The organism is Streptococcus sp. 20925_1_77 (assembly GCF_041432125.1).
Lineage (GTDB): Bacteria > Bacillota > Bacilli > Lactobacillales > Streptococcaceae > Streptococcus.
The window spans coordinates 1-13,652 of sequence record NZ_JAPVZB010000020.1 but is presented as its reverse complement, the minus strand read 5'-3'; the positions used below and the strand labels follow the sequence as shown (position 1 = coordinate 13,652).

Below are 13,652 nucleotides of genomic sequence, written 5' to 3'. Positions count from 1 at the left end.
CCGAATCATGGTAAAATAATGATATGAATACAAAACAATTTGCAGTGATAGCAGTCTTTACTGCTATGGAGACTTATTTTTTCAATGAAGCGACCATGGCGGGTCAAATGCTCTTTGCATGTTTTTGGGCCCTCTTGATCTTGCGCAATCTCCAGACGGCCTATATGGTGGAGAAGATTGCTAGTGCCATTGAAAAAGAAATCAGAAAGAAAAGAAAATAAAACCTTTGAAAAGAAATTCTTTTTCAAAGGTTTTTTTCTTGTTTTAAAAGGCTTCTTGGCATTGCTTGCGGTAATCTCCTGGGGAGAGGCCGACCTTTTGTTTAAAAGCCTTTGTAAAGTAGGAGTAGTTGTCATAGCCCACCTGGAGGGCAACTTGGTAAATAGGAGTATCGCTTTGCGATAGCATCTCTTTTGCGGCGGCCATCCGTTTATCAGTGATGTATTTCACCAGGGTTTCGCCGGTATCGCGCTTAAACACCCGTGCTAGATGATCTGGACTAAGAAAAACCATTTCGGCCAGCTTAGTGCGACTGATATCCTCCTTGTAATGGTGGTCGATGTAGTCGGTGATCCGCTGGATGAGATTAGATTGGTGTTCTAGATCGATCACATAATGGTGAGCAGAGCTCCAGTAATCCCCGATATAGGCTTCAAAAGCTTCGATGGCATGAAACCGCCGTTCGAAGAGAAATTGATGGTGTTTGTTTTGAAATAACTTGTGGGCGAGAATGCCGTTCTTGTCCAGATAAATGCCAATTTGCTGGGTCCAGTCTAGCTGGAGTTCACTCAGAGCTGAGAGCGGGATGCGATCTTGAGTCTCTAAGCTATGGATGATTTGGAGGAGCTGTTCCGTCTCTAGCTGATTTGTAAAAGTAAGCGATGTCCGATGAGCAGGCTTTTGAGGTTGTGTAGCCAAAGAAGCATAGGAGTGGATACTGTCCCAATGGAAGACTTGTTCGTCACTGTATTGGCAAAGTTGCAGAGCCTTCATCAAGAGCGTCTCAAGGGAAATAGCATCTGAATAGAGAAGGATAGAGGATCGGTCTAAGTCTTGCTGGATCTTCTGCTGGATAGCCTCTAGGAAGTCTACACACTCTGTAGTCTGATTCTTTTTGAAGAGGCAGAGGTAGCGATCGGTCTGGCTTTCGATTTTACTGAGGGCGCAGTAGTGGACAGGGAAATCCAGGGAGAGATCCTTGATACAATGGCGGAGCTGCAAGCGCCAAGAAGGGACGCTGGGGTGAAAGTCTTCTTCAACTAAGTGGAGAGTGATGAGGACTAAGAGGTAGTCTTCATGTGGTTTGGGGCTATAACCCCGTTTAGTCACTTCTTGAAGGAGCTGTTCTGCTTGAGATGGACGTGGTTTTCGCAAGTAGTCATGCCAAAATTCAGCTTCTTTTTGTCCTTGCTGGGCTAATTGGGACGCACTCTTGTGGCGCTTGATCTTATTGAGGGCTTTTTGAATGATAAATTCTAAACGATCTGGGTCAATCGGCTTGAGGTAGTATTCAAAACTTTGGAGTTCAATGGCTTTTTGGGCATAATTGAAATCAGCATAATTGGTGAGGAAGATCGTTTGAATGTCATATTTTTCTGACCGGACCCAGGCTAGGAGATCTAACCCACTGCCTTGTGGCATCTCGATATCACTGATCATGAGGGCAATCGGGTGACTTTGAATGATGGCTTGGGCTTGGCTCAGACTGGAGGCAGTATATACCTGCTCAATGCCCAAGGCTTCCCAATGGATGGTTTCCTGTAGGGCTTTAATGATAAAACGATCATCGTCAACGAGTAGGATATTCATGTGTGTCTCCTTTGTAGGGTTCATAAGGAAGGCTCAGTTGGATGCGGGCCCCTCCTTGGGTTCCATTTGAAAATTGAAGCATGTAGTGATCTGGATAGAGGAGATCTAGTCGTTCCCGTGCATTGGTCAAACCAATGTGGTGGCCATCTTCTGTGACTAAGGATTTTTTCTCTGCTAGATCTTGTAAGATAGCGGAGCTAAAACCAGGACCATTATCCTGAAGGCAAATGGCAAGGTGTTGGTTTGCTTCTTCATGAATAGAAAGCTGGATGTGGAAGGAATCTTGGAAAGAAAAGCCGTGTTTGATGGCATTTTCCACAAAGGTTTGTAACAGCAGAGGGGGAATAGCCGCATCTTTCAGATGAGGATCCCAGTCCAGGTCAAAGTGGATGCTGTCGCCATAGCGGATTTTCTGGATCTCTAGGTAATTTCGGATATGTTGGATTTCATCTGCTAAGCGATTGAAATCTTGATTGGCCTGAAAAAGGTGACGCAAGTAGTTGGAAGTCACCTTGGTCAACTCCTCGATTTCCTTATAGTCCTTGGTTTGGAGCATGCTGTGAATCATGGAAAGCATGTTGAGGTAAAAATGGGGTCGGACTTGATTTTTGAGGTAATTGAGTTCGACTTTTTTGAGGTTGAGTTGCGCGTGGTAGGCTCGAATTTGAAGGTCTTTCATATGGATCAGGACCTGATTGAGCTTGTGATTGGCTTGATCGATCTCTAAGATCCCTTGGTCTTCGATCACATCTAGCTTGGTAGAAGCAGCATCTAGCTGAGAAAGACGCTGGGTGAGTCGTTTCATCGGTTGGATCATCCGTTGACGAATATAAAGGATCAGAATGGTAGAGAGAACGGCGATGATCAAAGGGACCAAGGAGAGAAGGGTTTCCAGTACGATATTTGTACGGAAAACGTCCCCGTAATCGACCGTCACATAAAGATCAAAAGGCAGGTGGGTTTGATTGCTATCGGCTTGAATGACGGAATCTGTAGCATGGATCTGGTTGGGGCGATCGATGGATAAGCGTCCTTTTTTTCCAATATTGAGCTTTTGCAAGGGTTTTAAAATATCCTGGGTAGAAATGATGGCATAGATAGTCTTGCCCTTGTAATGGAGGGATTTTAAGAGATAATCATGCTGGTTCAGGCTGATTCGTTGCCATTTTTGATTGGTCTTGTCTGTTTCTTTGTCATAGGTTTTAAGATGATCTTTCAATTGTACATAGTCCAAGTAGGGCAGTTGAAGACTGGAGGCATTGAAAAAATGGGGGATATCTCTTGTCTCTATGAAAAAGGTGATGGGGCTATCCATCTGGTACTGGAACTCCGTGAAATCAATCCGCAGTTTTTTTAGATTTTCATGAAAATCTGTGAAATCAAGTGGGGTATTGAGCTCTGTCAAATAGTCATTGTGACTGATAGTACTGTACATAAAACGCTCAACGGAGTGAAGCTCTGTATTTAAGGAATCCGCATAGATATGAATCGAGTCCTCTAAATGGAGCATATTTTGGTGTTTAATAAAATTTCGGCTAATCCCACCAATCAAAAGGTTGATCAAGGTATTGACGACTAAGAGGAGAAAGAGTAGGCGCGAAAAAAATTGAATCGAGTGATCTCGTGTACTTCTGTGAATAGCTTTCATAATGAGCACCTCACATATATTATAGCACTATTTGAAAACGGATTCATGAACAAAACCGATAGTAAAGTAAAAAAAATCGGGAAAGTGCATGTTTTTGTGTGGAGAAAACGGAAAAGTGAATGAAGATGCACGAAAAAGTTCTATAAAGATGGAAAGGATTCCTATAAAATAGAGGAGAAAGAAAAGGAGGGCCTTATGAAAAGCGAAGTAAATGCGAAGCAGAGCAAATTTAAGAAAAATATTCCTTTATATGTGCTGCTCCTACCATCGATTATTTTATTGATTTTATTTGCCTATATCCCTATGGCGGGTCTAGTCATCGCTTTTAAAGATTACTCTCCCGCTACTGGGATATTTGGAAGTCCTTGGGCTGGTCTCAAGTATTTTAACCAGTTCTTCTCATCCTTCCAATTTGCGACAACCATGAAGAATACCTTGAAAATTTCTATTTACAGTATTCTGGTTGGTTTTCCCTTGCCGATTGTTCTAGCCATCATTTGCAACCAGATTCGTGTGGGCAAGTTCAAAAAAATCTTTCAAGTAACGACTTATTTGCCTCATTTTATCTCGACCATGGTCATGTGTGGGATGATTATTCTCTTTCTCTCTCCAAGTAGTGGACTGTTAGCCAATGTCCTCAAATTGGTCGGCTTAAAGATGCCTGCCCTCTTATCCAAACCGGGTAGCTTTGCAGGTGTCTATGTCTGGAGTGATGTCTGGCAACATATCGGTTGGGATAGTATCATCTATCTAGCCGCTCTATCGGCCATTGATCCAACCTTTTATGAGGCAGCGACTATGGACGGGGCGAGTCGATTGCAAAAAATCCGTCATATTGACTTACCCTTACTGTTACCAACGGCGATGATTCTCTTGATTCTCAGAGCAGGAAGCCTACTCAGTGTTGGTTTTGAAAAGGTCTTGCTCTTGCAAAATCCGCTCAATCTGGCAGGAAGTGAAATCATTTCGACCTATGTCTACAAAGTGGGGATGATTAATTTTCAATATAGTTATTCGACAGCGATCGGTCTCTTTAATACCTTGGTCAACTTGATCATCTTACTGTCGGTCAACTGGTTTGCGAAACGCTATACCAAGACAGGATTGTTCTAGAAAGGAGGAGGAATTGTGAAATTGTTTCAACATGCTAGAAAGACCAAGTCGGAAATCCTCTTTGATGTTTTTATCTATGGTCTAGCGATTTGCTTGATTCTGTTGATTGTCTACCCTTTGTGGTTTGTCATTATTGCCTCCTTCAGTAATCCATCTGATGTGGCAACTGGTAAGGTTTGGTTTATCCCGAGGGAATGGCGACTAGACGGCTATCAACGCTTGATTGAGCAACCTTTATTTCTAAAGAGCTATCTCAACACCATCCTCTACACGGTTGTAGGGACCATCGTTGCCCTGGTCATTAATATCCCGGCTGGTTACGCCTTGTCGCGAAAGGACCTCTTTGCTAAGAAATGGGTCAGTGTCTTCTTTATCGTTCCCATGTTTGTCTCTGGGGGCTTGATTCCCATTTATTTGACAGTGAAACAATTGGGCTTGGTCGACACCTTCTGGGTGATGGTCGTACCGTTTGCAGTATCTCCTTACAATATCGTTGTAGCTCGCACTTTCTTTAACAATAGTATTCCAGAAGGGATGTGGGAAGCCGCCCAGATCGATGGTTGCGGAACCATTTATTACTTCAGAAAGATCGTGCTCCCCTTGTCCAAGGCTATTATTGCCGTTATTGGACTTTGGACAGCAGTAGGGATCTGGAATTCTTGGTTCAATGCCTTGATTTATTTGACCAATGAAAATCTTCAACCCCTGCAATTGATCCTGCGCCGTCTCTTAATTAGTAATCAAATGTTGCAATCGCAAGCAACAGGGGAGGTAGCTTCTGACCTCCGTATTAAGGCTGATATGATGAAATATGCAGCCATCGTTATCTCAACAGCACCGATTATGATGCTGTATCCATTCGTCCAAAAATACTTTAATCAAGGTGTCATGATAGGGGCCTTGAAAGAATAGGAGAAGATCATGAAAAACAGGAAATTTGCCTATTTGCTCCTTGGAGCAGCTGCTTTAGCTGGCTTGACGGCTTGTGGAGCTTCCACAAATAAATCAAGCACTGACAAGAATGATGGAAATACCTTCAAGATCACGACCGTCCGTTGGTCGGATTGGGGGGAAGACTATCACAAAGGTTTTCTAGATGATTCAGCCAAGGAATCGGGTATCAAGATCAAATGGGATACCATGGTGGCTGCAGACTGGTCTGATAAGAAATCTGTTCTTGTTGCCAGTGGAGATTTACCAGACGCTTTCTTGGGATCCAATGCCTTCACGGATTCTGAAATTGCTCAGAACCAAAACATGTTCATTCCATTGGAAGACTTGATCAAGGATAATATGCCAAACTTGAACAAGGCCTTTGAAAAAGAACCGAAATTAAAAGCCATGGTGACCAACCCTGATGGTCATATTTACAGTCTGCCTAAGAAATTGCCAATGCGGCCAATCGTCGGTAACCAACTCTTTATTAATAAGAAATGGTTGGACAACCTTGGCTTGAAGATGCCGGAAACCTATGATGAATTGGTGACTGTTTTACAAGCCTTCAAGGACAAGGATGCCAATGGTAATGGCGATGTCAATGATGAAATTCCATTTGGCTCTGGTAACTTTGATCCGACCTTCTCTTATATCTTGCCATTCAACAACCGTCTGGGTGGAGATAATACCTATGAAATGTCCGTCAAAGATGGCAAACCGGTCTACCTCCGGACGGAAGAAAGTTATAAACAAGGGATAGCGGCGATGCATGAAGCCTACAAGAAAGGCTTGATCGACCCTGAACTCTTTACAGAAGATACCTCCATGTCTGTTGCCAAACGGATGGATAAGGGTGTAGCGCGTGTCGGTGTGTCAAGTGGTTGGACAGCAGATGCAACCTTTGGCCAACATGCCAGCGAATATGCTCCTCTCCCAGCATTGAAAGGCCCAGATGGCAAACAATATGTCATTTCTGACCCAGATCATTTGAACTATGGACGCAATGAAATCCTGATCACAAATAAGTGCAAGGACCCTGCAAAATTGCTCAAATGGTTGGATAAATTCTACACGGATGATGCCAGCATCCAAAACTTCTATGGATCCTTTGGCATTGCGACTGAAAAAGATGGTGACAAGTACAAGGTCTTGGCTCCAAAAGATGGTAAATCTGCCGATGAATGGGCTTGGATTAATTCCCTTCGTGACTTTGGACCAAAATATGTGTCAGATGATATCAATAGTCATGTCGACATCGACCAAACACAGGGTGATGGGCTCAAATTGAAGATGGACAAAGAATTGAAACAATACGCTTTGCCAGCATATCCAAATGTCATCTACTCTCAAGAAGAATTAAACAAATTGTCCTCTATTTATGTCGATATCAACTCCTATGTTACCCAACAAGCTTCTAAATGGGTAGTCGAAGGGGGCGTCGAAAAGGATTGGGACGATTACAAAGCAACCTTGAAGAAGATGGGAATTGATGACTTTATGAAGATTCAACAGGATGCCTATGATCGTTACCAAAAAGAAGTGAAGTAACAGGGGTCTAAATGGATTCAAGTAAGTAACTCAGGGGCGTAGAGCCCCTGAGTGCTTCCCTAGAGGAAGTAGCAGAAATTGAGATGAAGAACAAGGAGAAGAAGATGCAAAAATTATTTTCATTGGATGGACGCTTGGTCAAGACTTTGACCCGGTTGACAGACATTATTATCTTGAACACCTTGTTTATCGTTTGCTGCCTTCCGATTCTCACGATCGGTGCATCGCTTACGGCTTTAGCAACCATGTGGCACCGCTTGTTGAAAGGGGAAGATACGGATCTCGTCTTTCATTTTTTCCGTCTCTTTCGAGCTAATTTCAAGCAAGCGACGGTGATTTGGCTGACCTGCCTAGGACTATCTGCCCTTCTTTATCTGGATTACTGTCTTTTTTCAAATACGGCCTTTTTAAGTGAGTATGGGATTTGGATCTTGCTTCCCTTTATCGTCCTTCTATGTGGAGGGATGACCTTGATCTTCCCTTATATTGGCCTCTTTGAAGACCCTACAAGAAAGGTCTGTCTGAATAGTTTCCTCATTGCTCTCTTAAATCCTATTCAAACCATCTTTCTTATCTTCTTCAATCTGGCAGTGATTTATATCAGTCTCAGTAGTCCTGAACGGTTACTGACAGCTATTTATCTCTTTACCTTTGGAGGTTTCGCTCTTTGGAGCTTCTTGAATGTTCGACTGACCGATCAGATCTTTTCAAAGATCCAAGAAGGAGGAGTCTTTGAAAAATAAGGTCAAGCAAGTGGGACGTATGTTTTACGAAATTTTATGTAAATCGAATAAAGTTTCCTATATTTCTAGGGAGCTATAGAAAGAAGCACAACTTTTTTTCTAAAAAACTAAGTGATGCTGAAAAGAATAAATGATATAGGCTTTTAACCTTATTCAAACATATGCTGAAACTTTCTGCTGTGAGAAAAGTGCTAGAAACATAATTGTTTCTAGCACTCGGGAGTTTTGGAACTTTAGGTCCAAAACTAAGTCATGGAACTTCGAAGAAGTTCGCTGACGTCCGTCCTCACCTAAGGAAAGTTTCTCTGGTGACTTTTTCTCAATCCGAAGTTTCCTAGAAAATCTAGGAAACTTTTTCTATTTCATAAACATTTCACATTTCTCCTCTATAATGAAAGCAACAAATGATGAAAGCGTCCACATTGTATTGTCGTGGACCTTGAAATGGAGGGTGAGATCATGCTCTTACAACAGGCAATCGCCTATATTTCTCGAAAAAGAACGAGGAATCTAGTTCTCTTTTTGATTCTCCTCTTAATTCTCTCTTGCTTGTATTTCTGTTTTTCACTGATGCAAGTGGGAGGAAGGCTGGAGGACCATATCAAACAGTCGGCTGGGACTAGCTTTGCCTTGACCAGTAAGCAGGGGGATACTCCCTTTGCTCTGAAGGAAGCTGAAAAGGTGCAGCAGTTAGCTGGGGTAGGATCCATGGTTCCTCAATATGAAAGTCCCGTTCGTATTCTTGGTAAAGAAGCGGTGACGGGACAGCAGTCGGTAGAGCGGGATGATCTGGGTCAGGAAGCCAAGCAAGCGCTAGGTGCTGTCTTTACTCAGAAGACAGACCATCACCTGGATTTCCGGAGTAGCAGTTTCCAACTGGTGCAAGGCAAACACTTATCCGACAAGGCTCGCGGACAGATCTTGATCCACCAAGAGTTGGCTAAGAAGAACAAGCTAAAGGTCGGAGATTCCTTGACCTTATCCAGCTTTCAGATGGGAGAGACTCCTGCCAAAGAGCAAACCTTTAAAATCGTTGGGATCTTTTCAGGTAAGAAACAGGAAAAATTCACAGGAATGACCTCTGATCTGAGTGAAAACCAAGTCTACCTCTCTTATGAGGATGCGACTAAGCTCCTTGGTCTCAGTCAGCAAGAAGTGACACAGGTCACCTTTGGCGTCAAAGATCCTGAGAAAATCGATGCCCTCTTGAAGCAAGTCAAAAGCATGGATCTGGATTGGCAGTCTCTGCGTGTGGTCGAAGATCGCAAGGCCTTTGACCAGATGAAAGAATCCTCTCAGACCCTAGAAGGCCTGGTACGGATCATGATGATCGTCCTCCTGGTGACGGGAGCGGGTGCTCTATCGCTCTTACTGAGTCTCTGGACACGGGAGCGGATCCACGAAATCGGCGTCCTCTTATCCATTGGGAAGAGCAAGGGCCGGATCTTTAGACAGTTCCTCTTGGAAGTGGTGCTGGTATCCTTACTAGCACTGATCCCAGCCTTTCTCATCGGGCGGATGGTCAGCCATCGTTTCTTAGAGCAGTTTGTCGGACAGACTGGTCAACAGCAGACCCTAGACTTGCTCAACCAAATCCCTCAAGGCCTTTCCTTAGGAATTGCCTATGCTAGCCTCTTGTGCTTGATCCTTCTGTCGCTCGGTGTAACGACCAGCATGATCTGGCGCAAGACCCCAAAAGAAATATTAACAAAAATGAGTTAAGGAGAAATGACACATATGTTAGAACTCAAACATGTAGCCTATAGCTACCAAAGTTACCAAGAAGAGATCTTCTCAGACGTGAACTATCAGTTCAAAAATGGGACATTTTACAGCATTATCGGTCAGTCTGGAGCAGGGAAATCAACCCTCCTCTCGCTCTTGGCTGGACTGGACAATCCCAAGAAGGGGCAGGTTCTCTTTGATGGGGAGGACATCCAGACCAAAGGGTCTAGCTACCACCGCAAGCACCATGTCTCCCTAGTCTTTCAGAATTACAATTTGATTGATTATTTGACGCCACTGGAAAATGTCCGCCTGGTCAACAAACAAGCTGGGAAAGACATTCTCTTGGAGTTGGGATTGGACGAAACGCAAATCAAACGCAATGTCCTGCAACTATCTGGAGGGCAGCAACAGCGGGTGGCCATTGCGCGTGCGCTCGTTTCAGAAGCACCTGTCATCTTGGCGGATGAGCCGACTGGAAACCTTGACGAACAGACAGCTGGTGACATCATTGCCATTTTGAAGAAGTTGGCCAAGGAACGCCAAAAATGTGTCATTGTCGTCACCCACAGTAAGGAAGTGGCAGAGGCCTCCGATGTGGTCTTGGAATTGAGTCGCCGTAGCCTCGTTGAGAAGAGCAAGTAAGGAGGGAATGCTATGTTGCGCAATGCTTTTGCTTATATCACACGTAAATGGCCCAAGTCTCTCTTGCTCTTTGCCATCATTCTCCTCATGGGGACCTTGAGCTTGATCGGACTCTCTATGAAGGGAGCGACCCAACAAGCTTCATCGGAAAGCCTGGGATCCATCACCAATAGTTTCTCCATGCAGATCAACCGCAGGACCAATCCTGGAACTCCTCGGGGAGCTGGAAATCTCAGAGGAGAAGATATCGAAAAAATCAGCCAGGTAGAGGGGATCACCTCCTCCATCAGGCGGATCAATGCCATCGCGGATATCCTAGACCACGAGATCATTGAGACTGAAGAAACCCTGCAGAATCAATCTCCAGAGCGGGCCAAATACTTTAAAAACACCGTGATGGTGACAGGGGTCAATGATTCTTCAAAAGAAGATAAATTTGTCTCTGGAGCCTACAAGCTGGTCCAAGGGGAGCATCTGACAGACAGGGATAAAAACCAAATCCTCATGCACGAAGATTTGGCGAAAAAGAATGGCCTCAAGGTAGGCGATAAGGTGCGTCTCAAGTCCAATCTCTACGATGCTGACAATGAAAAAGGGGCTAATGAAACTGTCGAAGTGACCATTAAGGGTCTGTTCTCAGGGAAGAACCAAGCTCCTCTAACTTACGCCCAAGAATTGTATGAAGATACCCTCATTTCTGACCTGGATACAGCTGCCAAACTCTACGGCAATACCGTCCAAACAGCTACCTATGAGGATGCAACCTTCTTTGCCAAAGGGGATCAGGACCTGGATGCCTTGATCGAAAAAATCAAAGCACTCGATATTGACTGGAACCTCTATGACCTGGTTAAGAGCTCTTCCAACTACCCAGCCTTGCAAAAATCCATCAGCAGCATGTTCCAAGTGGCGGACTACTTGTTTATCGGTAGCCTCATCTTTGCTAGCTTGCTTCTCACCCTTCTCCTCGTCTTGTGGCTCAATGCCCGTCGCAGAGAAGTTGGGATCTTGCTGGCTTTGGGACTCTCCAAGGTACAGATTGCGGGACAATTCGTGGCAGAATTGGTCATGATTTCCATCCCCGCCTTCCTCCTCTCCTATGGAGTTGCAGGACTTCTTGCCAAAACAGTCGGAGATACGGTACTCAAGAACGTAACCAGTGGCATTGCCAAACAAATGGCTCAAGAATCCTCTGCAGCCAACCTTGGTGGTGGAGCTGAGGCAGAAAGCTTCAGTAAGACCCTGACAGACCTCCATATGGACATCCAACCGAGCCAATTGTTGGTGATTGTTTTGGTTGGCGGCCTCCTCTTGATTCTCGTATCCATCCTTTCTTCTCAATGGCTCTTGCATAAGAAACCAAAAGATCTCTTGGTGGATGTCGAATAAGAGATTGTTTCCTAAAATAGAAATAGGGTATAATAGGAGGTAGAAGAAGTTTCTTAGATAAAAGGAAAGTGTATGAAGATACTAATCGTAGAAGATGAAGTCCTGATTCGCGAAGGGATGAGCGACTATCTCATGGAATGTGGCTATGAGGTCTTTGAAGCTGGTGATGGGCAGGAGGCCCTGGACCTCTTTCACAGAGAGGCGCCAGATCTGGTCTTGCTGGATATCCAGCTCCCTATCCTCAATGGCTTGGAAGTGCTCAAGACCATCCGGAAGACCAGCTCGGTTCCTGTCCTCATGCTGACGGCCTTCCATGATGAGGACTATAAGTTGACAGCCTTTGGAGAGTTGGCAGATGGCTACCTGGAAAAACCCTTTTCCTTGTCCCTCTTGAAGGTCCGTATCGAAGCTATTTTTAAAAAGCTCCAGCCTTCACGGATCTTCACCTATGGAGAGGCACGGGTGGATTTTGAGAGCTACACAGCCAGTCTAGCTGGGCAAGCCATCTCCATGAATGCCAAGGAGTTGGAAATCTTGGAATACTTGCTCCAGCATGAGGGTAAGGCCCGGACCCGCTCTCAGATCCTCGATGCCGTCTGGAAGGAGACAGAGGAGATTCCTTTTGACCGGGTGATCGATGTCTATATCAAGGAACTACGAAAAAAACTAGAGCTGGACTGTATCGTTACGGTGCGCAATGTCGGCTATAAATTGGAGAGACCATGACCAAACGGAGTATCTTTGCAAAGATCTTTCTGATCACCTTTGCCCTATTTAGTGGCTTAGTCATCCTTCTACACGCTTCGGTTTACTTTATTTTCCCATCGACCTATATCGAGTCTCAGCGCCAGACGATTTTGAAGAAATCACAGGCCTTGGCCAAAAGTTTTCAAGGCCAGGAAGAAGGGACCATTGAGTCGGTCATTGACCTTTATTCCAAGACCAATGATATCAAGGTCTCGATCAAGGGCAAGGAAAAACAAAATGCCCTAGAGGTCAAGGATGACTTGCTCCTGAACCCGGATAGCCAGAACAATTCCCTGGTCATTGAGGAGCGAAAGATCCAGACTAAAGAGGGGAAGGACTTGACCTTGCAATTCTTAGCAACTGTCGATTCCCAAAAGGAAGCGCGGGACATCAGTCTGGGCTTTCTTCCCTATAGTCTCCTCGCTTCCTTTGTTCTGTCACTGATTGCCTCCTATCTCTATGCCCGCCTGATTTCTGCTCCGATCCTTGAGATCAAGCAGATGACCAAGCGGATGAAACGGCTGGATCGGACAGCTAGTCTTCCCATTCATTCGCAGGATGAGATTGGCGTTCTCAAGCAACAGATCAACGACCTCTATCACCATCTCCTAGAGGTAATCGACAATCTAGAGCAGCAGAAACAGGAAAATCTGAAGTTGGAGCAGATGAAGGTGGAATTCCTACGTGGGGCTTCGCATGAGCTCAAGACGCCTCTGGCCAGCTTGAAGATTATCCTAGAAAATATGCGGGATAAGATCGGCCGCTACAAGGACCGGGACCGCTACCTGGCGGTCTCCCTCGATATCGTCGATGAGATGAACCAGATCGTCCTAGAAATCCTGTCCCTCTCCTCTGTCCAAGAATTGGCCGGTGACAAGGAGTGGATCCAGCTGGATCAAGTTTTAGAGCAGATCCTTGACCAGTACAAAGTCTTGGCTCACTCCCGCGCGCTCACGATTGACAATCAGATTCCAGCCAAACCAGTCTATATGGACCCAGCGATTCTGAAATTGGTCCTCTCAAATGTCATCAGCAATGCAGTCAAGCATTCGGATGCCGGTGGAGAGATCCAGCTCCGTCTCGAAGAAGAAGGGACGCACTTGGCAGTTGAAAATACCAGTCAAGAAATGGTAGAGACTGCTGAAATGCCAATGACCGCTAGCCGTCAGAAGAAGGAAGGCGGCTTGGGACTCTTCGTGGTCCAACACTTGCTAGACCATGAAGAACTGGCCTACCAATTTGATAAAACGGCTATGGGCTTGCGCTTCTGTATGGAACTGCCTAAAGATCCTCAAGAATAAAAAGAGGCTGGGACAAAAGTCCTAGCCTCTCAATTATTTTTGGATTGT

The 13,652-nt window shown here is 44.9% G+C and carries 12 protein-coding genes; 10 read left to right on the top strand and 2 right to left on the bottom strand.

Annotation, left to right across the window (positions count from 1 at the left end; all coding sequences use genetic code 11):
• The first annotated feature begins 23 nt into the window (after positions 1 to 23).
• A complete protein-coding gene (locus O3626_RS09330) occupies positions 24 to 221 on the top strand; it encodes a DUF3272 family protein (protein ID WP_371496550.1) in 198 nt (65 codons plus the stop codon).
• A gap of 43 nt (positions 222 to 264) precedes the next feature.
• On the opposite strand, the gene O3626_RS09325 is transcribed toward O3626_RS09330, so the two are convergent.
• Both O3626_RS09325 and O3626_RS09320 read right to left on the bottom strand, forming a co-directional pair.
• On the bottom strand, positions 265 to 1,809 hold the full coding sequence (locus O3626_RS09325) for a helix-turn-helix domain-containing protein (RefSeq protein WP_371496548.1): 1,545 nt from the start codon (positions 1,807 to 1,809) through the stop codon (positions 265 to 267).
• Positions 1,790 to 3,457 carry a sensor histidine kinase gene (locus tag O3626_RS09320; protein WP_371496546.1) on the bottom strand — a complete coding sequence of 556 codons (1,668 nt, stop codon included), beginning with the start codon at positions 3,455 to 3,457 and terminating at the stop codon, positions 1,790 to 1,792. Before O3626_RS09320 ends, O3626_RS09325 begins: the two co-directional genes overlap by 20 nt.
• A 195-nt stretch (positions 3,458 to 3,652) precedes the next feature.
• On the opposite strand from O3626_RS09320, the gene O3626_RS09315 reads away from it, so the two are divergent.
• From O3626_RS09315 to O3626_RS09275, 9 genes are all read left to right on the top strand, one after another.
• The gene (locus tag O3626_RS09315; protein WP_021153492.1) at positions 3,653 to 4,570 is read left to right on the top strand and encodes a sugar ABC transporter permease; all 918 of its coding nucleotides are present in this window, start codon (positions 3,653 to 3,655) and stop codon (positions 4,568 to 4,570) included.
• Between the two features lie 15 nt (positions 4,571 to 4,585).
• Entirely contained in the window at positions 4,586 to 5,482 is an 897-nt protein-coding gene (locus O3626_RS09310) for a carbohydrate ABC transporter permease (RefSeq protein WP_024055801.1), read from the top strand.
• 9 nt (positions 5,483 to 5,491) lie between these two features.
• On the top strand, positions 5,492 to 7,054 hold the full coding sequence (locus O3626_RS09305) for an extracellular solute-binding protein (protein ID WP_024055800.1): 1,563 nt from the start codon (positions 5,492 to 5,494) through the stop codon (positions 7,052 to 7,054).
• A 104-nt stretch (positions 7,055 to 7,158) separates the two neighbouring features.
• Positions 7,159 to 7,797 (top strand): YesL family protein, encoded by a 639-nt coding sequence (locus tag O3626_RS09300; protein WP_371496543.1) that lies wholly within the window; start codon positions 7,159 to 7,161, stop codon positions 7,795 to 7,797.
• 459 nt (positions 7,798 to 8,256) lie between these two features.
• The gene (locus O3626_RS09295) at positions 8,257 to 9,519 is read left to right on the top strand and encodes an ABC transporter permease (protein WP_371496541.1); all 1,263 of its coding nucleotides are present in this window, start codon (positions 8,257 to 8,259) and stop codon (positions 9,517 to 9,519) included.
• Between the two features lie 6 nt (positions 9,520 to 9,525).
• Complete coding sequence (locus O3626_RS09290) at positions 9,526 to 10,167, top strand: ABC transporter ATP-binding protein (RefSeq protein ID WP_371496539.1); 642 nt, start codon at positions 9,526 to 9,528, stop codon at positions 10,165 to 10,167.
• A 12-nt stretch (positions 10,168 to 10,179) separates the two neighbouring features.
• A complete protein-coding gene (locus O3626_RS09285; RefSeq protein WP_371496537.1) occupies positions 10,180 to 11,556 on the top strand; it encodes an ABC transporter permease in 1,377 nt (458 codons plus the stop codon).
• 72 nt (positions 11,557 to 11,628) lie between these two features.
• Positions 11,629 to 12,282, top strand: coding sequence for a response regulator transcription factor (locus O3626_RS09280; RefSeq protein WP_070466194.1), 654 nt, complete (start codon positions 11,629 to 11,631; stop codon positions 12,280 to 12,282).
• Entirely contained in the window at positions 12,279 to 13,604 is a 1,326-nt protein-coding gene (locus tag O3626_RS09275; RefSeq protein WP_371496535.1) for an ATP-binding protein, read from the top strand. Before O3626_RS09280 ends, O3626_RS09275 begins: the two co-directional genes overlap by 4 nt.
• Positions 13,605 to 13,652: the final 48 nt, after the last annotated feature.

Coding starts and splice junctions, on each gene's coding strand:
- O3626_RS09320 (WP_371496546.1), bottom strand. CDS start 3,457: ATGAAAGCTATTCACAGAAGTACACGAGATCACTCGATTCAATTTTTT.
- O3626_RS09290 (WP_371496539.1), top strand. CDS start 9,526: ATGACACATATGTTAGAACTCAAACATGTAGCCTATAGCTACCAAAGT.
- O3626_RS09295 (WP_371496541.1), top strand. CDS start 8,257: ATGCTCTTACAACAGGCAATCGCCTATATTTCTCGAAAAAGAACGAGG.
- O3626_RS09285 (WP_371496537.1), top strand. CDS start 10,180: ATGTTGCGCAATGCTTTTGCTTATATCACACGTAAATGGCCCAAGTCT.
- O3626_RS09305 (WP_024055800.1), top strand. CDS start 5,492: ATGAAAAACAGGAAATTTGCCTATTTGCTCCTTGGAGCAGCTGCTTTA.
- O3626_RS09280 (WP_070466194.1), top strand. CDS start 11,629: ATGAAGATACTAATCGTAGAAGATGAAGTCCTGATTCGCGAAGGGATG.
- O3626_RS09325 (WP_371496548.1), bottom strand. CDS start 1,809: ATGAATATCCTACTCGTTGACGATGATCGTTTTATCATTAAAGCCCTA.
- O3626_RS09300 (WP_371496543.1), top strand. CDS start 7,159: ATGCAAAAATTATTTTCATTGGATGGACGCTTGGTCAAGACTTTGACC.
- O3626_RS09315 (WP_021153492.1), top strand. CDS start 3,653: ATGAAAAGCGAAGTAAATGCGAAGCAGAGCAAATTTAAGAAAAATATT.
- O3626_RS09330 (WP_371496550.1), top strand. CDS start 24: ATGAATACAAAACAATTTGCAGTGATAGCAGTCTTTACTGCTATGGAG.
- O3626_RS09275 (WP_371496535.1), top strand. CDS start 12,279: ATGACCAAACGGAGTATCTTTGCAAAGATCTTTCTGATCACCTTTGCC.